Genomic DNA, 20,981 nt, shown 5'->3' with positions numbered 1-20,981 from the left:
TCGATTCGCTCCGGTGCGCGAGCTGACGCCTGGTAACCTGTCGGTCCGATTGGTGATGATCCTTCGCATTGAAGGTGAATTGACCGATGTGTACATCATTGTCATTGCGGGGATGCCCGCCCTGTGCTCAAATGTCCGCCTGCCGGACGGATTCGGAGCAGCCTCCTCCGAACGCCATCCAACGTCCGGGGGATGGGGATGATCATGCACCGGATCGGGGAACCGGCAGGGCCGGGGACGGCCCCGGCGGCGGACGGCGCCATACGCGCGCCGCGGGCGCCCACCCTGATCACCTCGGTGCAGCGCGCCCTGCGCCTGCTGGAAGCGGTCGGCTCGCACGCCCACGGCGCCACCGCCAAGCAGCTCGCCCGCTCCGCCGGGCTGCCCCTGGGCACCACCTACCACCTGCTGCGCACCCTCACCCACGAGGGCTACCTGCGGCGCGAGGACGGCCGGTTCCACTACGGCGAGGCGGCCGAGCGGATCGGCCACGCCACCGAGCGGCAGTCCGACCGCACCGACCTGCGCGGCCGGATGGAGGAGCTGCGCGACGAGCTCGGCGCCGCCGTCTACTACGCGGTCTACGAGGACGGCGAGGTCCGGGTGGTCCACGTCGCCTCCGGCGCGGGGCAGCCGGCGGTGGAGGAGTGGGCCGACTTCCGGGCCACCGCGCACGCGCACGCCATCGGCCTCTGCCTGCTCTCCCAACTCGGCACCGAGGAACGGCTCGACCACCTCTCCCGGTACCGCCCGTGCGCGCTCACCCCGTCCACCTCGGAGGGCGTCCGGACGGTGCTGCGCCGGCTGGAGCGCGTCCGGCCGACCGCGCCGGTGCTGGAGCGGCAGGAGTACGCGCTCGGCACGGTCTGCGCGGCGGTGCCGATCACCGTCGGCTCGGTGGTCGCCACCGTGGCGGTCTCGCTCCCGCTGGAGCAGGGCGAGCGGCTCGGCCCCGTCGCGGCCCGGCTGCGCGCGCTGGTGGGGGCGATGTTCCCGGTGTTCCCGGCCGATCCGTCCGCTCCGGCGGTCCCGGCCTTCGCGGGGTGGGGGGAGGTGCCCGGGCCCGGATCCGTGCGGTGATTCCGTGTGGTGTTCGTTCACCATTTGAAAAAGCGAACCTTGTCCGCATCACTGGCAAACGTGGACGATGAGGTCCGAACGGGGAATCAGGGGACAAAGACCCACAGACGCAGCCACCGTCCGCAGGTACCCGCACGACCTGACGGGCCAGCCCCACCGGGGTGCCGTTCCAGCACAGCGAACAAGATCGAACCGACATGCCCGCCCACCGCTCGACCCTCGGCGCACCGGGCGCGCAGAACGAGAGGTACTGGCGCATGCACAGCACGGTCCAAGCCCAGATGGCGATGCACCTCGTGGTGTCGAGCGAGCTGTCCTTCCGCATCGCGGTCGACCTGGACTACGACGGCGACGACCCGTTCGCCGTCCGCTTCACCTTCCACCTGCCCGGTGACGAACCGGTCACCTGGGTCTTCGCCCGCGAGCTCCTGGTCGACGGGATCAGCCGCCCCACCGGCGAGGGCGACGTGCACATCCACCCCGTCGGCGACGACCTCGCCGAGGTCTGCGTCGTGCTGCGCTCCCCCGAGGGGGACGCGCTGATGCGCGCGGCCGCACCGCCGCTGCTCGCCTTCCTCGCCCGGACCGACCGGCTGGTGCCGATGGGCCAGGAGCTGGCCGGCGGGGAGCTGGACGAGGAGCTCGCCTCGATCCTCTCCGCCACCGGGCACGAGAACGCGGGCTGACCCCGGGTGCGTTCCGGGGTCGGCCCGCGCGGCTGACCGTCCGCCGGACGGCGCGCCCCGGAGCGGGGTGCCGCGGCCGTCCGCCGGCCGGTCAGTCGTCGCCGAACGCCAGGTTGAGGCCCCAGGACACCAGGCTGATGATCAGCGCGCCGAGCAGCGCCGACCAGAAGCCCTCCACGTGGAAGTCCAGGTCCAGCTTGTCCGAGGCCCAGGAGGTCAGCCAGAGCATCAGGGCGTTGATCACGAAGGTGATCAGGCCCAGGGTGAGGATGAACAGCGGTAGCGAGAACAGCTTCACCAGCGGCTTGATCAGGAAGTTGATCACCCCGAAGACCAGGGCCACCCCGATCACGGTGAGCGCCTTGTGGCCCCAGTCGTCGTTGTCCCCCGTGAGCGTGATCCCGGTGACGATCCAGGCGGCGACCCAGATCGCCGCCGCGTTGATGAGCGTTTTGATCACGAAATTCTTCATGCTGCGGATGGTGGCAGGCCCGGACGGGTGGGCGGAAGCACTCCGGGACGGTGTTGTTGAATGGGGCCGGACCCGGGAGAGGAGCCGAGCCCCGATGAAGCTGTTCCGGCTGGACGAACTCGACGCCGAGCGCGCCGCGGGCGACGGCGCGTACCTGCGCTTCCTGAAGCAGCCGACGATGTCCGCCGGCCTGTACGCGCTCTCCCCCGGTGACACCGACCCGCAGACCCCGCACGCCCAGGACGAGATCTACCTGGTGGTCAGCGGCCGGGCCGAGCTGACCGTCGGCCGGGAGACCGCCACGGTCGGGCGCGGCAGCGTGGTGTTCGTCCCCGCCGGGACGGAGCACCGCTTCCACCACATCACCGAGGAACTGCGGGTGCTCGTGGTCTTCTCCCCGCCGGAGGACTGACCGCGTGCCGCGCCCCGTTCCGGCAGGAGGAGACACCCCGTGAAGCTCACCGACGAACTGTGGGCGGCCGCCGAGCCGACCTACCGCCGGATCCTCGACCACCCCTTCCTGCTCGGCCTCGCGGACGGCACCCTCCCGCGCGCCGCGTTCCGGCACTTCGTCGTCCAGGACTCCCACTACCTGCGCGACTACGCCCGGGCCCTGGCCGTCTGCGCCGCCAAGGCCCCCGGCGAGGACGAGGTGCTGGCCTTCTCCAACGACGCGGTCGGCGCGATCGCCGCCGAGCAGGAGATGCACGGCGAGTTCATGGCCGCCCTCGGCGGCGCCGCCGAGGGCGACGCGACCGTGCTGCCCACCACCCGCGCCTACACCTCCTACCTGCTGGCCACCGCCTACGGCGGCTCCTTCGCCGAGGCGCTCGGCGCCGTGCTGCCCTGCTACTGGATCTACGCCCGGGTCGGGGAGGAACTGGCCCGCCGCTCCTCCCCCGAGCCGCTCTACGCCAAGTGGATCGCCGCGTACGGCGACGAGGGCTTCCAGAGCGTGGTGCGCCGCGTCCTGGACCTCGCCGACCGGGTCGGCGAGGAGCTGTCCGCAGCCGAACGGCGGCGCGTGGTCGAGCACTTCACCACCACCTCGCGCTACGAGTGGATGTTCTGGGACGCCGCCTGGCGCGGCGAGACCTGGCCGGTCTGAGGGTCTCCCCGAGGGTCTCCCGGGCGGAGTCTCAGGGAAGGATCTCCGGGTTCTCTCCGGGCCGGTACCCCTCGATTTCGGCTCCCGCGCCCGCCTACGATCGAAGTGTCGAGATCGAGGGAGCGGGAACGCAGCCGGAAACACCGGCACCGACCCCGAGGGGAGAAGGTACGGACATGGCTGAGTTCTGGAAGACGCTGCCCTCGTGGGTGCGCAACATCGTCGTGCCGATCCTGCTGCTGGTGATCGCCTGGAAGGTCTTCTGGACCATCGTCGGCGTCGTCGCCGGCATCGTCGGCCTCGCGATCAACGTGCTGGTGCTGGTCGGCATCGCCGCGGCCGTGGTGATCCTGATCAAGAAGGCCGCCAAGAACTAGGCCCGGTCGCCGGCGCCGATTCCGGCCAGGTAGTCGTCGAGGTCCCGGACCGGGGTGAAGCCCCGGGACCGGGACTTCCGCGTGTCCAGCACCACCCGGTGCGCGAGCTGGTCCAGCGCGTACGCGGTGACGTGCGGGCGCCGCCCCGCCGCGAGGGCCGCCAGCCGGGGCGGCACGTGCAGCAGCCGGGCCCGGCGGCGGTGCGCCGCGAGGACCGCGCGCAGCGCGGTGTCCCGGGCGTACGGGGCGCGGTCGGCGACGTTGTACGCGCCCGGCGGCCAGCCCGCCGCCAGCAGGCAGGCCTCGGCCAGGTTCTCCACCGCGGTCAGGCTCAACTCGACGTCCCCGCCCGGCAGCGGCAGCACCCCGCCCCGCACGGCGGCCAGCAGCCGCGGCACCAGGTGCGGGTCCCCGGGGCCGTACACGGCGCGCGGGCGCAGCACGACGGCGCCCGCGGCCAGCGCGAGCGCGTCCGCGAGCGCCTTCGTCCGGCCGTACGCGTTCAGGTGGCCGCCGGCGGTGGGGTGCTCCTCCGGGACCGAGGACCTGTCCCGGCGCGGGTCGTAGACGCTCGCGCTGCTGACGAACACGAAGGGCGTGCCGGCGGCGGCCGCCAGCAGGCGTTCGGTGGCCCGCACGTTGACCTCGTACTGCGCGCGCTCGGCGGGCGAGCCCGGCGGGTGGTCGCCGACGGCCGCCGCGCAGTGCACCACCACGTCCGCGGCGCGCAGTTCGGGCGGGACGGCTCCGGCGGCGGCGTCCCACGGCACGTGCGTCCCGTGCCGGGGCGGGCGGCGGCCGAGGGCGAGGACCCGGTGGCCCCGGGAGACGGCGAGGGCGGCGAGGTGCGAACCGCAGAAACCGGTGGCGCCGGTCAGCGCGAGGGTGGTCGGCGGGGGCACGGGGGTCCTTTCGGTGGACGGGGCGGTCGAGGGGCCGCGGACACGTGCCCGCCCGGACCGGGCCTAAGGGGCCTGGACGAGGCAGGTGCGGTAGGCGGGGAGGGCGGCCGCGGGGTGCGGGGCAGTGCGCAGGACGCGGGGGCGGTGCGGGGCCAGGGCGGTCAGGAGGAGGGCGAGTTGGGCCCGGGCGAGGGCGGCGCCGGGGCAGCTGTGGGGGCCGAGGCCGAACGGGGCCCGGGCGGCGTACGGGTGGGTGGGGGTGTCGCGGTGCGACTGCGCGGCGTGGCGGGCGACCAGCAGCAGGCGGTCGCCGCGGCGGATCCGGTGGCCGAGCACGGTCGCGTCGGCGGCCGCCGCGCGCGGCAGGACCGGGGAGGCGGCGGTGCGGCGGAGCAGCTCGGCGGCGAGGGCCGGGGCGTCCTGGTGGGCGCGGTCCCAGAGCCGGTCGCGGGCGCACCAGGCGACGGCGCGGGGCAGCGCGGCGAGGGTGGTGTTGACCGCGGCGACGGCGAGCATCGCGTCGCGCGGGTCGGGCAGCAGTCGGCACAGCCCCTCGGCGGCTTCGCGGGCGCGGCGGGCGCTGCCCGGGCGGGGCAGCAGGGAGGGGAGGTGCGCGCGGGCGGTGGCGGCCGCGGCCCGTTCGGCGGCGCGGGCCAGGCGGACGGGGTCGGCGTCGCTGCCGGTGAGCGCGGCGGCGGTGGCGCCGGCCAGTTCGCGGACGGCGGGGACGAGGTCGACGGGCGCGTCGAGGCCGCCCAGGTGCCGGTCGAGGATCCGCTGCCAGAGCGGGCGCAGCGCGGCCACCCCGGCCGGGCCCAGCAGGGGAGCCAACTCCCTTCGGGCGCCCCGGTGTTCGGCGCCCTGCTGGTCGAAGAGCAGGCTGCCGCCGGTGAGCCGGGCGGCGGTGCCGCCGGTGGTGCGCGCGGCCGTCCGGTCGAGCGGGACGCGGGTGAGCACCTCGCGGTAGGCGTCCGGGTGGTGGATCAGCATGGTGCGGCCGAGCCGGACCACCGGCCGGTGCCTGGTCGCGGCGAGCAGCGCGAACAGCAGCGGGTGGCCGCGCAGGTAGACGGCGCGGTCGGCGCGCCGCGCGGGCGTCACCGGAGGCTCCGGGACCGGCGGGGCCGGTGGGTTCGGCGGGCTCGGCAGGTCGGCTGGGTCAACGCGGGCTCCGGGGGCGGGATTCGGCGAGTCGGTGGGCGCAGTAGCGGGCGGCCGCCGGGCGGTCGGGTTTGCGGGAGCGGCCGGTGAGCGGAACGGGTCCGAGCAACAGGGCGTCGGGGCGGGCGGTGCCCATCCGGGCGAGCGGGGCGTGCAGGGCGGCGCGCAGGCGGTGGTGGTCGGCGCCGGGGCGGGGCTGCACCAGGGCGACCAGCCGCTCGTCGCCGTCCGGGGCCGGGACGCCCACCAGGACGGCGAGTTCGACGTCCGGCAGATGCAGGGAGGGCTCGTACAGGCCCGGGTAGATGTTCTCGGCGCGGCGCAGCACCATGTCCTTGAGCCGGCCGGCCAGCACGATCCGCCCGTCCGCGTCGAGCCGGGCCCGGTCGCCGGTGCGCACCCACGGGTCCGGGTCCTCGCCGAGGTAGCGGTCGCGCGCGGCCGGGGCGGTGAGCAGCAGTTCGCCGTCCGGGCCGAGCCGGGTGCGGACGCCGGGCAGCGGGTGGCCGAGCAGGTCGCCCGGGCCGTCGTGGGCGCTCTTGTCGCGCTCCTCGACGGCCGCGGCCGGGAACAGCTCGGTCAGCGCGTACACCCCCCACGCCTCGCTCGCCCCCGCCTCCTTCGCCCGGCGCAGCAGCGCCGCGTCGGCGGGCGCGGAGCCCGTCCAGACCCGGCCGGTGAGCCTGGTCAGCGGTCGCAGCCGAGGTGGCGTCAGGTACGTCTCGTCCGGGGCGAGCCGGTCGATCTGGTGCTGCAGGACGGCGTCTCGGCGGGCCGGCAGCGCGACGACCGCACCCGCGGCCAGCGCCGGGACCAGCACGAACGTCGTCCCGCCCAGCACCGTCCGGCCCGGCCGGGGGCGCACCAGCGCGTCGACGGCCCGCATCCCGGCGGCCAGCGAGGCCCGCGAGTGCACCACCGCGCGCGGCGCGGAGGTGGTGCCGGAGGTGAACACGATCACCGCGTCGCCGTCGCCCTCGTACGGGGCCGGGGGCCCCGTCTGACGCCCGCTCAGCGGCCGGGCGCACCAGGGGTGGCGGGGGCCGACGGTGGCCACCGGCGCGAGGGCCTTCAACGGCGGCAGCTCCAGGCCGGCGCGGCGGGCCAGCGGGCGGGCCCACCCGGAGACGGCCTGCGCGGCGGCGTCGGCCAGGATCAGCGCGGGCGGGGCCAGCGCCAGCCGCGCCCGCAGCACCTCCGGCCCGGCCCCCGGATCGAACACGGCGCTGCGCAGGCCCAGCCGGTGCGCCGCCAGCAGCACCGCGAGGGCCCGCGGGCCCGGACGCACCGCCACCCCCAGGGTGTCGCCCGGCCGCAGGCCGTGGGAGTGGTGCAGGGCGGCGGCGTAGCGCTCGGCGAGCGCGGCGAGGTCGCCGCAGCGGGCGAGGACGCGGGGGGCGCCGTGCCGGGTGGCGCCGAGGAGGGCCGGCCGCGAGGCGCCTTCGCGCAGGGTGCGGGCGAGTCGGTCGAGCACGGGGGTCCTTTCGGCTGACGGGTGGGAAACCAGGGGCTCGGGGAACGGCGAGTCCGTGCTGCTGGGGCCGGAGCCCGTCGGAGGCCGGGGCTGCCGCGTGCTCGAAACGGAACTCGAAGCCGGTGCGCGCCACGGCAGCGCACCTTCGGCAGGCCCGGGCTCGGCCGCTCCCCGAGCCCCTGGGGTGGGCGTCCTGGCGGGCCTACCGGACGTCGACGTCGTGGTGGCCGGGGCCGCGTTCGAGGTACCAGCGGGCGGTGCCGCGCAGGCCGTAGGCGCGGATGCGGCGGGTGGAGTTCTGGACGACCATGTCGGGGCGGTGGACGATCGCGGTGGTGCGGCGGCGGACGAGGTTGATGAAGGCGCGGTCGGTGGGGGAGGGGCGGCGGGGCATGCCGTCGGTGGCGAGGTAGAGGGCGGCGGTGACGGCCATGTTGTTGCCGGCGTGCATCCGGTAGGGGGTGAGGTAGCCGTGGCGGCGGTGGTGGGCGGGGCGGAGGCGGCCGAAGAGGGCGCCGAGGGCGACCAGGGTGCGGAAGACGGTGCGGCCGACGGGGCCGTGCTCGTCGCGGCGGGCGGTGACGCGTCCGCAGACCAGCCCGCCGGAGGCCAGCATCGCGGCGCGGGCGGCGGCGGTCCAGCCGGGTTCGGGCAGGCAGTCGGCGTCGGTGCGGGCGAGCAGGGTCGCGCCGTGGCCGATGGCGTGGCGGAAGCCGGTGTCGACGGCGCAGCCGACGCCCTTCTCGGGTTCGGTGATCAGGCGGACGGGGAAGGGCGCGGTGCGGGCGAAGGCGAGGACCTGGTCGCCGGTGGTGTCGGTGGAGCCGTTGTCGACGACCAGCAGGGTGAAGTCGCGGTCGTGCTGGGCGGCGAGGGCCCGCAGGGTGCCGTCGATCCGGGCGGCCTCCTGGTAGGCGGGGACGACCACCCAGAGTTCGGTCGTCGGGAGCCCGGTCGTCGGGAGCCCGGTCGTCGGGGGCTCGGTCGCCCGGGGCTCGGTCATGACTTCTCCCAGACCATCGTCATCAGGCTGACGCCGCCGCCCAGGCCGACCATCAGGACGCGGTCCCCGCCGTCCAACTCGTCCATGATCCGGTCGAGTTGGACGCCGATGGTGGCGGAGGCCAGGTTGCCGAGTTCGGGGACGGTGACGACCAGCTTGTCGGCGGGGACGCCGGTGAGCTCCACGAAGCGCTCCAGGTACGGCAGGGTGACCTGGTGGACCAGGACGCGGGCGTAGGCGTCCCAGCCGAGACCGGTGCGGGCGGCGACGCGGGTGAGGATGTCGGCGCCGATCTGTTCGAAGACGCCGCGCAACTCCTTCCCGCCGCCCCGGAAGTAGCTCCACTCGTCGCCGCGCGGGTGGCGCGATCCGCCGCCGGGTATGCCGCCGACCTCCCAGTGCTCGGAGGCGGTCTGGGTCTCGACGTCGAGGATGCCGCCGCGGTCGACGCGTTCCAGCAGGACGGCGGCGGCACCGTCGCCGAAGGTGTAGCCGGCGAAGCCGGCGCGGAACTCGGCGAGGCCGGAGGGGTCGCGGCGCATGGCCCGGCTGGGGGTCTCGCCGGTGACGACCAGGGCGCGGCGGGCGCGGCCGGCCAGGATCATCGCGCGGGCGGTGTCGATGCCGTTGAGGAAGCTGTTGCAGGCGTTGGCGACGTCCAACGCGTGCGCGCGGGAGCCGAGCCCGGCCTGGACGAGGTGGGCGGTGGCGGGTTCGCAGACGTCCCGGGAGGCGGAGGCGAACAGCAGCAGGTCGAGGTCGTCGGGTGCCAGGCCGCGGCGGTCGAGGGCCTGCCGGGCGGCGGCCAGGGCGAGCGTGGAGGGGTGTTCGTCGGGCCCGGCGAAGCGGCGGGTGCGGATGCCGGTGGCCTTCTCGAACATGCCGTCGGGCAGCGGGAGGCGGGCGCCGGCGGCCACTTCGTCCTGCAACTGCCGTGAGGTGACGGCCTGCCGGGGAAGGTGGGAGCCGACGGCGGTGATTCCGACGCGGGGCAGCGGGTCCATGTTCCGATGCTCGCGGCCGGGCGGCGGCCGGGGCGTGAGTACGGGTACTCAGCCGGGTCCGGGGATGCGGAGACGGCGGGGCCCGTACGGCGGTGGTGCCGCACGGGCCTCAGCGGCGGGGCGTCAGCCCCCGGAGCGTCAGTTGCCGGTGTCGACCTGCACCGGAATGACCTGCGTGACCGGGGACCCGGCCGGTTCGGCCGGGGTCTCGGCGGGGGCCGCGGGGTTCATCGAGTTGAGCAGCTGGCGGGCCAGGCCGAGGCCGGTGCCGCCCATGGTGAGCGCCTTGGCGAACATCTCGGACATGCCCTCGGCGCCGTTCAGCAGCACCATGTGCTCGACGTTGCCGAAGGCGTCCGCGCCGGCCCGGACGATGGCGGGCCAGTTCTCGGCCAACTGCTGGGCGACGACGGCCTCCTGGTTCTCGGCGAGGGCCGCGGCACGGGCCTTGATGCCCTCGGCCTCGGCCAGGCCCTGGGCCCGGGTGGCCTCCGCCTCGGCGAGGCCCTTGGCCCGGGCGGCCTCGGCCTCGGCCAGGCCCTTGGCGGCCTCGGCGGCGGCCTGGGCCTCACCGGTGGCGCGGGTGGCCTCGGCGGCGGCCAGGCCGCGGGCCCGGGTGGCCTCGGCCTCGGCGGCCGCGGCGACCTTGACCCGGTTGGCCTCGGCGGCGGTCTTCAGGTCGGTCTCCCGGGACAGCGCCTCGGCGGCGGAGATCCGGGCGTCGCGGTCCGCCTCGGCCTTGGTGCGGGTCTCGTACGCGCGGGCGTCGGCCGGCTTGCGGACGTCGGCCTGGAGCTGCTGCTCCTTGCGGTGCGCCTCCAGCTCGGCCACCTTGGTCTCCTGGACCACGACCTCCTGCCGGGCGGCGGCCTGGGCGAGCGGACCGGCCTGCATGGCGCGGGCCGCGGCGGTGTCCATCTCGGCCTGGTAGCCGGCCTGCTGGATCCCCGAGTTGCGGGTCGCCTCGGCCTTGCGGGCGAACGCCTCCTGCTCGGCCTCGGTGGCCCGGCGGTCGGCCTCGGCGGCCGCGATCCGGGCGTCGCGCTGGACGGCGGCGGCGTGCGGCGCGGCCAGGTTGGTGATGTACCCGGTCGGGTCCAGGATCTCCTGGATCTGCAGCGAGTCGATGATCAGGCCGAGCTTCTCCATCTCGATGCCCGAGGCGGAGCGGGTCTCACCGGTGAGCCGCTCGCGGTCGCGGATCATGTCCTCGACGGTCAGCCCGCCGACGATGGAGCGCAGGTGGCCGGCGAACACGTTGTGCACCCGCTGGCCCATCATCTTCTGCTGGTCCAGGAAGCGGCGGGCGGCGTTGGCGATGGACACCGGGTCGTCACCGACCTTGAAGATGACCACGCCCTTGACGTGCACCGGGATGCCCTGCGACGTCACGCACTCGACGTCCAGTGCGGCCTCGTTGAGGTCCAGCGACAGCCGCCGGACCACCTGGACGCCGGGCACCACGAAGGTGCCCCGTCCGGTGACCACGCGGAAGCCCAGGCCCTCGCCGTGCTTGGAACCCGAGATGACGAGCGCCTCGTTCGGCTCGGCGACCCGCCACATCAGTTTGAACAGCAGGACCAGGACGACCAGGCCTGCGACGACTGCTCCGACGATGCCGATCAGCACCGCGATCTCCCCCTTCGTGGCACACCGGTCCGTGGCTGCGCCGAGTGGTGCAGTTGTGGGCGCGGAACCCGGTGGCAGCCGCATTCTCCGCCCGTGGTGATCGCGGGGGAAGGGATCGTGCGCGTGGTCACCCTCACTGTCCCGAAACCGCTGCGGAGGTTTGGACGGGACCGGCTGACGTGCGCTCAGAACGGTTCGACGTACACCGTCCGAGGTGGCTGGTAATCGACCACGACCACCATGGTGCCGGACTCCAGCGGCTCGCCCGGCACCGCCCGGTACGCCAGGAACGCCTCGCTGCCCGGCCGCTCGGGGACCTGCACCATCACCTCGCCGACCAGGCCCGCGCCGATCCGCCCGGTCACCCGTCCCACCAGTCCGATCACCCGGTGATTCTCCCCCGCGCACGGGCGCCCTGAACAGCGTTCGGCCCGGGGCGTGCTGGACCAGCCGCGCCGGGTGCCCTACCGTGAACGGCGAACGCAGGCGGCGAACGCCCCTGCGCGGAACGGGAGCTCGGAGCACCGGGCTGAGAGGGCGCTGACGGTACGCGGGCCCGCGTACCACCTGCTGCGCCGACCGCAGGAACCTGACCGGGTAATGCCGGCGTAGGGAGTTGAAGGTCTCATGACCGCATCCACCGAGCACACCTCTGCCCACCAGCCGTCGTCCGACCGGCCGTCCGACCAGCCGTCCGCCACCGGGTACCCGACCCCGGCCTGGCGCAAGGCGTACCGCCAGGGCAGCCGCCCCGACCTGCGGGTCCCCTACCGCGAGGTCCACCTCACCGACGGGCACACCGTCCCGCTGTACGACACCTCGGGCCCGTACACCGACCCGTCCCACACCGCCGACGTCCGGCGCGGGCTGCCCGCGCTGCGCGACCCCTGGATCCGGCTGCGCGGGGACGTCGAGGAGTACGAGGGCCGCGAGGCCCGGCCCGAGGACGACGGCGTCAGGCACACCGCCCCGCGCGGCGGTGACCTGCGCAACCTGGACGCCGTCTTCCCCGGCCGCCCGCGCCGCCCGCTGCGCGCCCGCGACGGCGTCGCCGTCACCCAACTCGCTTACGCGAAGCGCGGATCGATCACCCCCGAGATGGAGTTCGTGGCCCTGCGGGAGGGCCTGGAACCGGAGTTCGTGCGCGAGCGGGTGGCGAGCGGGCGGGCCGTCATCCCGGTCAACGTGAACCACCCCGAGGTCGAACCGGCGATCATCGGCACCGACTTCCTGGTGAAGATCAACGCCAACATCGGCAACTCCGCCGTCACCTCCTCCATCGAGGAGGAGGTGGAGAAGATGACCTGGGCCACCCGCTGGGGCGCCGACACCGTCATGGACCTCTCCACCGGCCGCAACATCCACACCACCCGCGAGTGGATCCTGCGCAACTCCCCCGTCCCGATCGGCACCGTCCCGCTCTACCAGGCGCTGGAGAAGGTCGACGGCCGGGCCGAGGAGCTCAGCTGGGAGGTCTACCGCGACACCGTGGTCGAGCAGTGCGAGCAGGGCGTCGACTACATGACCGTGCACGCCGGCGTCCTGCTGCGGTACGTCCCGCTGACCGCCCGCCGCAAGACCGGCATCGTCTCGCGCGGCGGCTCCATCATGGCCGCCTGGTGCCTGGCGCACCACCGGGAGAACTTCCTCTACACGCACTTCGAGGAACTCTGCGACCTGCTGCGCGCCTACGACGTCACCTTCTCGCTCGGCGACGGCCTGCGCCCCGGCTCGATCGCCGACGCCAACGACGAGGCCCAGTTCGCCGAACTCACCACCCTGGGCGAGCTCGGCCGGATCGCCCGCGCCAAGGACGTCCAGGTGATGATCGAGGGCCCCGGGCACGTCCCGATGCACAAGATCCGCGAGAACATGGACCTCCAGAAGGAGATCTGCGACGAGGCCCCGTTCTACACCCTCGGCCCGCTGACCACCGACGTCGCGCCCGGCTACGACCACATCACCTCCGGCATCGGCGCCGCGATGATCGCCTGGTGGGGCACCGCGATGCTCTGCTACGTCACCCCCAAGGAACACCTCGGCCTGCCCGACCGCGACGACGTCAAGACCGGCGTCATCACCTACAAGATCGCCGCCCACGCCGCCGACCTCGCCAAGGGCCACCCCGGCGCCCGGGCCTGGGACGACGCCCTCTCCGACGCCCGCTTCGAGTTCCGCTGGGAGGACCAGTTCAACCTGGCCCTCGACCCGGAGACCGCCCGCGCCTTCCACGACGAGACGCTTCCCGCCGAACCCGCCAAGACCGCGCACTTCTGCTCCATGTGCGGCCCGAAGTTCTGCTCGATGAAGATCAGCCGCCGGATCCGCGAGGAGCACGGCGGCGGGGCCGAACAGGCCGAACGCGCCGCGCTGGTCGGCATGGCCGAGAAGTCCGCCGAGTTCGCCGCCCGCGGTAACAAGGTGTACCTCCCGGTGGTGGACTGACGCACGAGCTTGTGGCGCCGTCCGGGAGCTCCCGCCTCCCGGACGGCGCGGCGTCGCTTTCCGCCCTCGGCTATCTGCATTTTGCAGGCACTGAAGCTATAATGCAGTCATGACAGTCCTCACGATCCGGGATGTCCCGGATGACCAGGTCCAGACCCTGAAGGTTCGCGCGGCCCAGGCCGGTCAGTCGCTCCAGGCGTTCATGCAGGAGCTGATCGCCAGGGAGGCGTCCAAGCCCACGATGGCGCAGATGATGGAGCGGCTGAATCGGGAGACCACGGCCGACATCAGCACGACCGATGTCCTCGCTGCCATCGATGAGGGGCGAGCCGGACGTTGATCGTCATCGACTGCTCCGCTCTCGTCCTGGTTCTCACCGCCCGTACCTCCGACGGCGAACTCGTCCGTAGGCGCGTGGTCGAGGCTGGAGACGTCTACGCCCCGACCCTCCTCGACTACGAGATCCAGTCTGCCCTCCTCGGCATGCAGCGTGGCGGCAAGCTGACCCAGAAGGAAGTGGAGAGGGCGATCGCCGCGTACCTGATGCTTCCTATCGTCAAACGGGAGACGCTCCCCTTCTGGGACCGGGTGAAGAAGCTGCATGCCAACCTCAGCGCGTACGACTCCCAGTACGTCGCCCTGGCGGAGTCCCTGGGCGTACCGCTGATCACCAGCGATGCGAGGATCAAACGCAGTGGTGCGGCAAAGTGCGAGGTCGAGGTCTTTTCATCGATCAACCCATGACTGGCTCAACTCCTTGCAGTGCTGCCTTCGGCCAAGTTCTGCTCGATGAAGATCAGTCGCTGGATCCGCGACGAACACGGCGGCGAGGCTGAACAGGCCGAACGCGCCGCGCTGGTCGGCATGGCCGAGAAGTCCGCCGAGTTCGCCGCCCGGGGCAACAAGGTCTACCTCCCGCTCGCCGACTGACGGCACGCCGCACGGGGGCACCGCACCGGGAGGCAGGAGGGGGCTTCCCGGCGCGGTGCTCCGGCCGGGGTCGGTGTGTCGGTCGGGCCTGGTCAACTGGCGGCTGACGGATGACCGCGCGGGAAGGAAACCCATGGGCGTGCTGACCGACTACTTCCGTGCCGCCGATGCGGCTTCGGTCGTACGGGCGCTGCAGGATCCGGACGACCGCCCGCTCGTCGGCGGTGGGCACCCCCACTTCGACGGGGTCGAGGCCAAGCGCCTGGATCCGGACCTCATGCTGGGGGAACTGGTCGCCGCCATCCGTCAGGTCCCCTGGGAAGCGGGGCTCGTGACCGAGCGGCCCGTCTGGCCGACCACCCCGGAGCCCGGACCGAGCGACCCGCAGGCCGAGGACGATCCCTGGGCCACGGGCCCGTGGGTGGTCGAACTCGCCGCCTCGGTCCGGGACACGCTGGCAGAGGTGAGCGACGCGGACGTGCCGGCGGCCGTCGCCAGGTGGGTGCAGACGGAGGAGCTCCGCCCGGCCGGCGTCGAAGACGTGCAGCCGCTGGCCGAAGAGCTGATCCGACTGGCCAGGCGCGCCCGCGGCGCCGGCGAGAAGCTCTACTGCTGGATCTGCCTGTAGGCGGGGGAGAAGCCGCCGAGTCCGCCGAGTTCGCCGCCCGGGGCAGCCGGGCCCACCTCCCGCCGGCCGAGGCCCTGCGCTTCTTCGGGGGCGCGACCAAGAAGGAGGTGGTGAACGCCGCCCTCCGCGAGTACGCCGAGAGGCACGAGCGCGCAGCCCGTCGAGCCCGGCACGTGCCGGCTTCCCGGGAGTGGGACGACGAAGGGTGGCAGCGGCTCCACGACGCGGAGAAGCGGGGAGCCGAGTGATCCTGTACCTCGCTGACTCCACCGCCGTGCGGCGGTTGTTGCGCGAGCAGCACCTCAATGTCGGGTGGGGGAGGAGATCGACCTGCGCGTGATCGGGTCGTGCGGTCCTCAACGCACCGAGTTCCGGCGTTCCGCCCGCAACCTCGTGCACTACGAGCAGATGGGCGAGACGTTCGCCGACCTCTACCCTGACGTCCCCCTGCCGAAGAACATGTGGAGCTGGGTCGAGGCGGCCCAGTCCCGGCTCGCCCGGAGCGGTGGCGCCGTCCGGCGCTGTCCACCGTCGATCTGATGATCTGCGCCACCGCGGCGCACCACGGGCTGATCGTGCTGCACGACGACAACGGCTACGTCACCGCCGCCGAGGTGCTGACCGACGTCCTCCAACGCAACGTCCGCGACGTCCCGCGCTAGCGTCCGCTCGTCGTGCGGTGCCGGGGAGGTCGTCGGCCAGGTGCGCCGCGGTGCGGAGCGGGGACGGGCGGCCGGTGATGCGGGGTCAGGAGTCGGTGGCGGCGGGGTGCAGGTCGGCGGGGAGGGACTGGGTGGCGAGCTGGGCGGCGAGTTGCTTCGCGTCGTCCTCGTCGAAGGAGCCGGAGATGACGGCCTCTCCGCCGGTGATGGCCTGGGCGACGTAGGGGTGGGACAGGACGGTGCCGTCCACCAGGACGGCGAGCTGGTTGGCGGGGCTCTGGAGGGTGGAGATCCGGCCGGTGAGGCTGCCGAAGGCGCCCGTGCCGGCCGGGGTGAAGTGCAGCCGGACCTGCCAGCCGGCGCCGTTCTGGTCGCGTGCGGCGCTGCTGTCGGCGATGTCGGCGCCCTGGACCGCGACCGGGCCGAGGACGAACTTCGAGCGGGAGCCGCTGGTTTCGGCACCGCCGCAGGCCAGCGTCTCGGCCCCGGGGTCGGCGGGCGCGGTGGTGGCAGTGGGCGAAGCGGTGCCGGGTGAAGTCGCGGCGGCGCAGTCCAGCGCCTCGAAGCGGTCCTTCCACTGCGCCGGGACGTCCCCCTCGGCGGGGGCGGCGGGGGCGGCGCCGACCGGCGCGGTGGCCAGCACCGGGCGCATCTCCAGCACGGGCCGGTGGGTGAGCGCGGCGAGCCGGTCGCCGACCGGGCCGGCGGTGGTGAGCGCCAGGGTGCCGCCGTCCGTCTTCACCTCCGGGTGCGGCAGGCCGAGCAACTCGGCGCGGTGGCGCAGCTGTTCGGCGGCCCGGGTGAGCGCCTCGCCGTTCAGCGGCCGGTCGGTGGTGAAGACGGTGGTCGTCCCGTTCCCGGCCGTGGTGGCCGCCCCGGTCGGCGGGGCCGGGCTCGGGTCGGTGCCGGAGTCGCAGGCGGTGGCGCCGAGGGCGCAGGCGAGCAGGAGGGCGGTGGCGCCGACGGTGCGGCGGGAATGCTCCATGGCGGTCATTCTGGCAGTCGGCCGCCGGGTTCGGTGGGTTTCGGGGTAATTCGGGGCCGGCGGCCGCGGCCCGGAAAGGGCGTTCCGGCAGGCGGTCCGTGATTTACCGGGCGGTACCGAATCGGCCGGGGAAAGGGGCCTTTCCGGGGCGGCCGGTTGCCAGTAGCATCCGGTGGCCGCCGACCTGCGGCATTTTCCGTGGTGAAGCGCGACGAAGAGGTACCCGTGCACGACGTACAGACCCCGCCGGTCGAGCGGCCGTTCTCCGACGGGGTGGCCGCGCTGGCCGCCGCCGAGGGCCTGGGCGGCCACCGGGCCGTCTTCCTCCCCAAGCGCTCCGGGTTCTGGCGGCTGCTGGGCCTGGCCGTGTTCGGCCTGTTCGGCCTGCTGGCCTTCGTGCTGCCCGGCCTGTACTTCCTGTGGCTGCTGTGGCAGACGCCCAACCTGAACCGGAAGCAGGCCGCCCGGCGGATCCACTGCTTCGAGCACGGGCTGGTGCTGGACGAGCCGTCCGGCCCGGTCGCGTTCCGCTGGGACGCGGTGTCGGTGCTGCAGCGGATCACCCGGCGGTACGTGAACGGCGTCTACGTCGGGACCAACTACGACTACCGGCTCTTCCGGCCGGACGGGACGAAGGGCCGGCTGACCGGCTTCTACGCCGACCCGGAGGTCTGGGGCGCGGCGATCCAGCACGAGATCACCCGGGCCCAGCTGGCCGGCGCGCTGGCCCTGCTGAACGGCGGCGGGACGGTCCACTTCGGCGACATGGTGGTGAACGCCGCCGGGGTGGCGACCGCGAACCGGGCCGGCGTGCCGTGGGGCGAGATCGAGCAGGTCGAGGTCAGGCGCGGCATGGTGGCCCTGCGGAAGGCCGGGAAGTGGATGCCCTGGTCGAACACCCCGGTCCACAAGATCCCGAACTTCTTCCTCTTCCTGTGCGTGGTCGAGGAACTCCGCAGCCGGGGCGCGTAATCACGGATATCTGACGGCGAATCAGCGGGCCCGACGGGAAACCGTTTGGGGATTCTTTGCGTTTCTTTTGGGTCACGCCCGCTCGATATCTCGGTGAATGCCGGGAACGTCCGGTTCGGACGTGGATAGTGTGCGCGCACACGTCGCGAGGCGACCCAGATCAAGAGGAACCCATGTCCACTCCGCAGACCCCCCAGCACGAGCAGCAGGTCGCGCCCGGGGCGCCCGCCACCGCTCCCTTCGAGTACGCCGCCGCCGCGCAGACCGCCGCCGAGGCCCCGAAGAAGGGCAGGGCCAAGAAGATCATCGGTTTCGTCGCGGTGGTCGTCGTCATCGCGGCGGTCAAGTTCGGAATCGGCGAGTTCTTCGGTGACGACCCGGTCCGCGCCAAGGCCGGCGACTGCGCCGTGGTCTCCGGCACCGACAGCAAGCCGGAGTTCAAGGTGGTGGGCTGCGACGACGCCAGTGCCAACGCCACGGTCAGCCGGGTCATCGAGAACAGCTTCGACCTCGACGCGTGCGGTGACGGCGTCTCGGCCATCGCGCAGCAGAAGGGCAGCGAGAAGTTCGTCCTCTGCCTGGACCTGAAGCGGTGACGCCTGGGCGGTGACGCCTGGGCAGTGACGCCGTCGCGCTGAAGCGCCGGCCCCGGGCCCCGGTCCGCACCCCCGCCGAGCGGGGGCCGCGGGCCGGGGCCCGGCCGCTGTCGGCCGCTGTCGGCCGTTGCCCGGTGGTGGCTCAGGCCGGGTGGGTGAGGCGGTGGAGGGCCGGGGCGGAGACCGTCTGGACGGTGGTGGTGCCGGGCAGCCGCAGGTGGGCGAAGCCGCCGTCGAGGGTGAACTCGACGTCCTCGGCGCGGTCGACGGGGGTGCCGGTGGCGTCCAGGACGGTGTAGCCGGGGCGGAGTTCGACGGTGCCGCGGCGGGTGGGGCCGGTCATGCGGGGACCTCCGGGAAGTCGAGCGCGGGCCGCGCCAGGTGGTTGAAGTAGTTGGACAGCGTGTTGAGCGCGACGTGGGCGGTGATCTCGGCGAGTTCGGCGTCGGTGACGCCGGCCGCGCGGGCGGCGGCCAGGTCCTCGTCGTCGACCCGGCCGCGGGTGTGCAGGACGCGGTCGGCCAGGCGCAGCACCGCGTCGGCGTGCGGGTCGGTGTCGTCGGCGGCCTCGCGGGCGCGGGCGAGCCGTTCGTCGCTGAGGCCGAGCAGGCGGCGGCCGCGCAGGGTGTGGGCGCTGACGCAGTAGGTGCACTCGTTGTGCTGGGCGGTCAGCAGGGCGAGCTGTTCGCGCAGTGCCGGGGTGAGCGCGCCGTTGCCGAGGTGCTCGTGCAGGGCGAGGTAACCGCCCAGTGCGGCAGGGGAGTTGGCGAGCGTGGCGTACAGGTTGGGGAGCCGCCCGAGGCGCGCCCTGGTGCGTTCCAGCAGGCCGTCCGGGTCCTCGGTGAGCAGTGGCAGGCGTGGCATCGTCCCCTCCAGATGGTACCGATCGGTTCCGTTCTGACTCGACGAGACGGTACCGATCGGTACCGAAAAACGTCAACCACCCGCTAGCCTTGGGGACATGGCCACCCACGCACGTGCCCGCCTGCTCGACACCGCCGAGGCGCTGTTCTACGCCGAAGGCGTCCGCGCGGTCGGAGTCGAGCGGATCCTCGCCGAGTCCGGCGTCGGCCGCGCCTCCTTCTACCGGCACTTCACCGGCAAGGACGAACTCGTCGTCGCCGTCCTCACCCGCCGCGACCGGGCCTGGCGCGACTGGCTGGCCGAACGCGTCACCGCCCTCGGCGGCCGCCCGGCCGCCCTGTTCGACGCGCTCGCCGAACGCTTCGCCCGCGCCGACTTCCGCGGCTGCGCCTTCATCAACACCATGGTCGAGACCGCCGACCCCGACAGCCCCGCCCACCGGGTCGCCGCCGCCCACAAGCGGCAGGTCACCGAGTACGTCGCCACCCTGCTCGCCGCCGAGGGCCACGCCCCCGGGCCGGCCGCCGAACTGGCCCGGCGGCTCGTGCTGCTGATGGACGGCGCGATCGTCACCGCCCTGCGCGAGGGCACCGCCGCCCCCGCCGCCGAGGCCGGGGAGATCGCCGCCGCCCTGCTGGCGTCCGCCGCGCAGGCCGGCCCGCCGCTGGAAGATCCGTGCGCGGCACCCGCCGATCGCGGGTGATCCGTGCGCCCGGGCCCGGCCGGCCCGCACCGGGGCCAGGATGCCGGGGAACCGTCCGTTCCCCGTCCACCCAGGAGGCGCACCCATGCCGGCCGACGTTCACCCCCCGCTCGACGGACTCCGCCGCGACGCCGCCGCGCTCCACCCCGGACTCGTCGAACTGCGGCGCGCCCTGCACCGCGACCCCGAGGTCGGACTCGACCTCCCCCGCACCCGGGCCCGGATCCTCGCCGCCCTCGACGGCCTCCCGCTGGAGACCACCCTCGGCGAGCGGCTCTCCTCCGTCACCGCCGTCCTGCGCGGCGCCCGCCCCGGCCCCGCCGTCCTGCTGCGCGCCGACCTCGACGCCCTGCCCGTGCGGGAGGAGACCGGCCTGCCGTACGCCTCCGAGGTCCCCGGCGCGATGCACGCCTGCGGGCACGACCTGCACACCGCCGCGCTGGTCGGCGCGGCCCGGCTGCTCGCCGCCCGCCGCGAGGAACTGGCCGGCAGCGTGGTGTTCATGTTCCAGCCCGGCGAGGAGGGCGACGGCGGCGCGGCCCTGATGGTCGAGGACGGCGTCCTGGACGCGGCCGGCGAGCGGGTCGTCGCCGCGTACGCCCTGCACGTCGGCGCCGCCCTGCTCCCGGCCGGCCACGTCGCCGGCCGCCCCGGGCCGATCATGGCCGCCTCCGACACGCTGCGGGTGGTGGTCCGCGGCCGCGGCGGCCACGGCTCCAGCCCGCACCTGGCCGTCGACCCCGTCCCGGTCGCCTGCGAGGCGGTGCTCGCCCTGCAGACCATGGTCACCCGCCGCTTCGACGCCTTCGACCCTGTCGTGCTCACCGTCGGCACCTTCCGCGCGGGCACCGCGGAGAACGTCATCCCCGACGAGGCCGCCTTCGGCGCGACCATCCGTTCCTTCTCCCCGGCGGCCCGGGAGCTGGTCCTCGCCGAGGCCGTCCGGGTGGTCCGCGGCATCGGCGAGGCGCACGGCTGCCGGGTCGACGCGGTCGTCGAGCACGGCTACCCGGTGACGGTCAACGACCCCGCCGAGGCCGCGTACGCCGAACGCACCGCCCGCGAACTGCTGGGCGCCGAGCGCTACTTCGAGATGCCCCGACCGGTGGCCGGCTCCGAGGACTTCGGCGTCCTGGCCGAACACGTCCCCGCCGCGTACGTCATGTTCGGCGCCTGCCCGGCGGACGCCGACCCGTTCACCGCGCCGTACAACCACTCCGCGCAGGCCCGCTTCGACGACGGCGTGCTGGGCGACGCGGCGGCGCTGCTGGCGGCGCTGGCGCTCGGCAAGCTGCGGTAG

At 74.0% G+C, this 20,981-nt stretch carries 29 protein-coding genes; 18 read left to right on the top strand and 11 right to left on the bottom strand.

The window, feature by feature from the left end; genetic code table 11:
* Nucleotides 1-13 precede the first annotated feature (13 nt).
* The 3 genes from OO48_RS38935 to OO48_RS19015 all read left to right on the top strand — a co-directional run bounded on the left by OO48_RS38935 (nt 14) and on the right by OO48_RS19015 (nt 1,766).
* Nucleotides 14-202, top strand: coding sequence for a hypothetical protein (locus OO48_RS38935; protein ID WP_167346457.1), 189 nt, complete (start codon nt 14-16; stop codon nt 200-202).
* Complete coding sequence (locus OO48_RS19020) at nt 199-1,080, top strand: IclR family transcriptional regulator (RefSeq protein WP_209439509.1); 882 nt, start codon at nt 199-201, stop codon at nt 1,078-1,080. Before OO48_RS38935 ends, OO48_RS19020 begins: the two co-directional genes overlap by 4 nt.
* 257 nt (nt 1,081-1,337) lie before the next feature.
* Nucleotides 1,338-1,766 carry an SsgA family sporulation/cell division regulator gene (locus OO48_RS19015; protein ID WP_033217833.1) on the top strand — a complete coding sequence of 143 codons (429 nt, stop codon included), beginning with the start codon at nt 1,338-1,340 and terminating at the stop codon, nt 1,764-1,766.
* Between the two features lie 91 nt (nt 1,767-1,857).
* On the opposite strand, the gene OO48_RS19010 is transcribed toward OO48_RS19015, so the two are convergent.
* Complete coding sequence (locus OO48_RS19010; protein ID WP_033217786.1) at nt 1,858-2,238, bottom strand: phage holin family protein; 381 nt, start codon at nt 2,236-2,238, stop codon at nt 1,858-1,860.
* A gap of 94 nt (nt 2,239-2,332) precedes the next feature.
* On the opposite strand from OO48_RS19010, the gene OO48_RS19005 reads away from it, so the two are divergent.
* The 3 genes from OO48_RS19005 (at nt 2,333) to OO48_RS18995 (ending at nt 3,723) form a co-directional block, all read left to right on the top strand.
* On the top strand, nt 2,333-2,650 hold the full coding sequence (locus OO48_RS19005; RefSeq protein WP_033217784.1) for a cupin domain-containing protein: 318 nt from the start codon (nt 2,333-2,335) through the stop codon (nt 2,648-2,650).
* A gap of 39 nt (nt 2,651-2,689) precedes the next feature.
* On the top strand, nt 2,690-3,346 hold the full coding sequence (tenA, locus tag OO48_RS19000; protein ID WP_033217782.1) for a thiaminase II: 657 nt from the start codon (nt 2,690-2,692) through the stop codon (nt 3,344-3,346).
* Between the two features lie 176 nt (nt 3,347-3,522).
* On the top strand, nt 3,523-3,723 hold the full coding sequence (locus OO48_RS18995) for a DUF5326 family protein (protein ID WP_033217780.1): 201 nt from the start codon (nt 3,523-3,525) through the stop codon (nt 3,721-3,723).
* Here the strand turns inward: OO48_RS18995 and OO48_RS18990 are convergent.
* The 7 genes from OO48_RS18990 to OO48_RS18960 all read right to left on the bottom strand — a co-directional run bounded on the left by OO48_RS18990 (nt 3,720) and on the right by OO48_RS18960 (nt 11,282).
* Nucleotides 3,720-4,625, bottom strand: a complete 906-nt coding sequence (locus OO48_RS18990) for an NAD-dependent epimerase/dehydratase family protein (protein ID WP_033217778.1) — start codon at nt 4,623-4,625, stop codon at nt 3,720-3,722. The two genes, OO48_RS18995 and OO48_RS18990, sit on opposite strands and share 4 nt — an antisense overlap.
* A gap of 63 nt (nt 4,626-4,688) precedes the next feature.
* Nucleotides 4,689-5,726: a cytochrome P450 family protein gene (locus OO48_RS18985; protein WP_033217776.1), complete on the bottom strand. Its 1,038-nt coding sequence runs from the start codon at nt 5,724-5,726 to the stop codon at nt 4,689-4,691.
* Nucleotides 5,727-5,784: 58 nt separating this feature from the next.
* Entirely contained in the window at nt 5,785-7,260 is a 1,476-nt protein-coding gene (locus tag OO48_RS18980) for a class I adenylate-forming enzyme family protein (RefSeq protein ID WP_033217774.1), read from the bottom strand.
* Nucleotides 7,261-7,462: 202 nt separating this feature from the next.
* Nucleotides 7,463-8,263: a glycosyltransferase family A protein gene (locus OO48_RS18975; RefSeq protein WP_081952220.1), complete on the bottom strand. Its 801-nt coding sequence runs from the start codon at nt 8,261-8,263 to the stop codon at nt 7,463-7,465.
* Nucleotides 8,260-9,267, bottom strand: coding sequence for a 3-oxoacyl-ACP synthase III family protein (locus OO48_RS40710; RefSeq protein WP_033217772.1), 1,008 nt, complete (start codon nt 9,265-9,267; stop codon nt 8,260-8,262). Before OO48_RS40710 ends, OO48_RS18975 begins: the two co-directional genes overlap by 4 nt.
* Before the next feature lie 138 nt (nt 9,268-9,405).
* Entirely contained in the window at nt 9,406-10,896 is a 1,491-nt protein-coding gene (locus OO48_RS18965) for a flotillin family protein (RefSeq protein WP_033217771.1), read from the bottom strand.
* Between the two features lie 185 nt (nt 10,897-11,081).
* Complete coding sequence (locus OO48_RS18960) at nt 11,082-11,282, bottom strand: hypothetical protein (RefSeq protein ID WP_033217769.1); 201 nt, start codon at nt 11,280-11,282, stop codon at nt 11,082-11,084.
* 241 nt (nt 11,283-11,523) lie between these two features.
* Here OO48_RS18960 and thiC point away from each other — a divergent pair, with 241 nt between their 5' ends.
* From thiC to OO48_RS40705, 8 genes are all read left to right on the top strand, one after another.
* Nucleotides 11,524-13,341: a phosphomethylpyrimidine synthase ThiC gene (gene thiC / locus OO48_RS18955; protein WP_033217767.1), complete on the top strand. Its 1,818-nt coding sequence runs from the start codon at nt 11,524-11,526 to the stop codon at nt 13,339-13,341.
* 109 nt (nt 13,342-13,450) lie between these two features.
* A complete protein-coding gene (locus OO48_RS18950) occupies nt 13,451-13,681 on the top strand; it encodes a FitA-like ribbon-helix-helix domain-containing protein (protein WP_033217765.1) in 231 nt (76 codons plus the stop codon).
* The gene (locus tag OO48_RS18945) at nt 13,678-14,085 is read left to right on the top strand and encodes a type II toxin-antitoxin system VapC family toxin (RefSeq protein ID WP_033217763.1); all 408 of its coding nucleotides are present in this window, start codon (nt 13,678-13,680) and stop codon (nt 14,083-14,085) included. The genes OO48_RS18950 and OO48_RS18945 overlap by 4 nt, the downstream gene beginning before the upstream one ends.
* Before the next feature lie 45 nt (nt 14,086-14,130).
* A complete protein-coding gene (locus OO48_RS38410; protein ID WP_167346455.1) occupies nt 14,131-14,271 on the top strand; it encodes a hypothetical protein in 141 nt (46 codons plus the stop codon).
* Between the two features lie 133 nt (nt 14,272-14,404).
* Nucleotides 14,405-14,899, top strand: a complete 495-nt coding sequence (locus tag OO48_RS18940; protein ID WP_033217761.1) for a hypothetical protein — start codon at nt 14,405-14,407, stop codon at nt 14,897-14,899.
* The gene (locus tag OO48_RS18935; RefSeq protein ID WP_342449654.1) at nt 14,881-15,147 is read left to right on the top strand and encodes a type II toxin-antitoxin system VapB family antitoxin; all 267 of its coding nucleotides are present in this window, start codon (nt 14,881-14,883) and stop codon (nt 15,145-15,147) included. Before OO48_RS18940 ends, OO48_RS18935 begins: the two co-directional genes overlap by 19 nt.
* Nucleotides 15,148-15,211: 64 nt before the next feature.
* Nucleotides 15,212-15,439, top strand: coding sequence for a PIN domain-containing protein (locus tag OO48_RS39925; RefSeq protein WP_245194710.1), 228 nt, complete (start codon nt 15,212-15,214; stop codon nt 15,437-15,439).
* Complete coding sequence (locus tag OO48_RS40705) at nt 15,439-15,561, top strand: PIN domain-containing protein (protein ID WP_280842426.1); 123 nt, start codon at nt 15,439-15,441, stop codon at nt 15,559-15,561. Before OO48_RS39925 ends, OO48_RS40705 begins: the two co-directional genes overlap by 1 nt.
* An 85-nt stretch (nt 15,562-15,646) precedes the next feature.
* Here the strand turns inward: OO48_RS40705 and OO48_RS18925 are convergent, their stop codons facing one another.
* Entirely contained in the window at nt 15,647-16,546 is a 900-nt protein-coding gene (locus tag OO48_RS18925) for a SecDF P1 head subdomain-containing protein (RefSeq protein ID WP_157845490.1), read from the bottom strand.
* Nucleotides 16,547-16,771: 225 nt separating this feature from the next.
* Here OO48_RS18925 and OO48_RS18920 point away from each other — a divergent pair, with 225 nt between their 5' ends.
* Nucleotides 16,772-17,518 (top strand): DUF6585 family protein, encoded by a 747-nt coding sequence (locus tag OO48_RS18920; protein ID WP_033217759.1) that lies wholly within the window; start codon nt 16,772-16,774, stop codon nt 17,516-17,518.
* Nucleotides 17,519-17,691: 173 nt separating this feature from the next.
* Nucleotides 17,692-18,114, top strand: a complete 423-nt coding sequence (locus OO48_RS18915; protein WP_033217757.1) for an LppU/SCO3897 family protein — start codon at nt 17,692-17,694, stop codon at nt 18,112-18,114.
* A 142-nt stretch (nt 18,115-18,256) separates the two neighbouring features.
* Here OO48_RS18915 and OO48_RS18910 read toward each other — a convergent pair whose 3' ends face one another.
* Both OO48_RS18910 and OO48_RS18905 read right to left on the bottom strand, forming a co-directional pair.
* Nucleotides 18,257-18,457 (bottom strand): hypothetical protein, encoded by a 201-nt coding sequence (locus OO48_RS18910; RefSeq protein WP_033217755.1) that lies wholly within the window; start codon nt 18,455-18,457, stop codon nt 18,257-18,259.
* Nucleotides 18,454-18,978, bottom strand: coding sequence for a carboxymuconolactone decarboxylase family protein (locus OO48_RS18905; RefSeq protein ID WP_033217753.1), 525 nt, complete (start codon nt 18,976-18,978; stop codon nt 18,454-18,456). The genes OO48_RS18910 and OO48_RS18905 overlap by 4 nt, the downstream gene beginning before the upstream one ends.
* Before the next feature lie 97 nt (nt 18,979-19,075).
* Here OO48_RS18905 and OO48_RS18900 point away from each other — a divergent pair, with 97 nt between their 5' ends.
* Both OO48_RS18900 and OO48_RS18895 read left to right on the top strand, forming a co-directional pair.
* A complete protein-coding gene (locus tag OO48_RS18900) occupies nt 19,076-19,681 on the top strand; it encodes a TetR/AcrR family transcriptional regulator (protein ID WP_051732296.1) in 606 nt (201 codons plus the stop codon).
* 85 nt (nt 19,682-19,766) lie between these two features.
* Nucleotides 19,767-20,981 carry a M20 metallopeptidase family protein gene (locus OO48_RS18895; RefSeq protein ID WP_033217751.1) on the top strand — a complete coding sequence of 405 codons (1,215 nt, stop codon included), beginning with the start codon at nt 19,767-19,769 and terminating at the stop codon, nt 20,979-20,981.

Source organism: Kitasatospora phosalacinea, assembly GCF_000716545.1.
Taxonomy (GTDB): domain Bacteria; phylum Actinomycetota; class Actinomycetes; order Streptomycetales; family Streptomycetaceae; genus Kitasatospora; species Kitasatospora phosalacinea.
This window is presented reverse-complemented; position numbering and strand designations above follow the sequence as displayed.

Excerpts from the sequence above, each read along its gene's own strand:
- OO48_RS18940 (WP_033217761.1), top strand. The coding sequence starts at position 14,405 with ATGGGCGTGCTGACCGACTACTTCCGTGCCGCCGATGCGGCTTCGGTC.
- OO48_RS19015 (WP_033217833.1), top strand. The coding sequence starts at position 1,338 with ATGCACAGCACGGTCCAAGCCCAGATGGCGATGCACCTCGTGGTGTCG.
- OO48_RS18900 (WP_051732296.1), top strand. The coding sequence starts at position 19,076 with ATGGCCACCCACGCACGTGCCCGCCTGCTCGACACCGCCGAGGCGCTG.
- OO48_RS18895 (WP_033217751.1), top strand. The coding sequence starts at position 19,767 with ATGCCGGCCGACGTTCACCCCCCGCTCGACGGACTCCGCCGCGACGCC.
- OO48_RS38410 (WP_167346455.1), top strand. The coding sequence starts at position 14,131 with ATGAAGATCAGTCGCTGGATCCGCGACGAACACGGCGGCGAGGCTGAA.
- OO48_RS19005 (WP_033217784.1), top strand. The coding sequence starts at position 2,333 with ATGAAGCTGTTCCGGCTGGACGAACTCGACGCCGAGCGCGCCGCGGGC.
- OO48_RS18995 (WP_033217780.1), top strand. The coding sequence starts at position 3,523 with ATGGCTGAGTTCTGGAAGACGCTGCCCTCGTGGGTGCGCAACATCGTC.
- OO48_RS40710 (WP_033217772.1), bottom strand. The coding sequence starts at position 9,267 with ATGGACCCGCTGCCCCGCGTCGGAATCACCGCCGTCGGCTCCCACCTT.
- OO48_RS18950 (WP_033217765.1), top strand. The coding sequence starts at position 13,451 with ATGACAGTCCTCACGATCCGGGATGTCCCGGATGACCAGGTCCAGACC.
- OO48_RS18905 (WP_033217753.1), bottom strand. The coding sequence starts at position 18,978 with ATGCCACGCCTGCCACTGCTCACCGAGGACCCGGACGGCCTGCTGGAA.
- thiC (WP_033217767.1), top strand. The coding sequence starts at position 11,524 with ATGACCGCATCCACCGAGCACACCTCTGCCCACCAGCCGTCGTCCGAC.
- OO48_RS18915 (WP_033217757.1), top strand. The coding sequence starts at position 17,692 with ATGTCCACTCCGCAGACCCCCCAGCACGAGCAGCAGGTCGCGCCCGGG.
- OO48_RS18925 (WP_157845490.1), bottom strand. The coding sequence starts at position 16,546 with ATGGAGCATTCCCGCCGCACCGTCGGCGCCACCGCCCTCCTGCTCGCC.
- OO48_RS40705 (WP_280842426.1), top strand. The coding sequence starts at position 15,439 with ATGATCTGCGCCACCGCGGCGCACCACGGGCTGATCGTGCTGCACGAC.
- OO48_RS18975 (WP_081952220.1), bottom strand. The coding sequence starts at position 8,263 with ATGACCGAGCCCCGGGCGACCGAGCCCCCGACGACCGGGCTCCCGACG.
- OO48_RS19020 (WP_209439509.1), top strand. The coding sequence starts at position 199 with ATGATCATGCACCGGATCGGGGAACCGGCAGGGCCGGGGACGGCCCCG.
- OO48_RS19010 (WP_033217786.1), bottom strand. The coding sequence starts at position 2,238 with ATGAAGAATTTCGTGATCAAAACGCTCATCAACGCGGCGGCGATCTGG.
- OO48_RS18910 (WP_033217755.1), bottom strand. The coding sequence starts at position 18,457 with ATGACCGGCCCCACCCGCCGCGGCACCGTCGAACTCCGCCCCGGCTAC.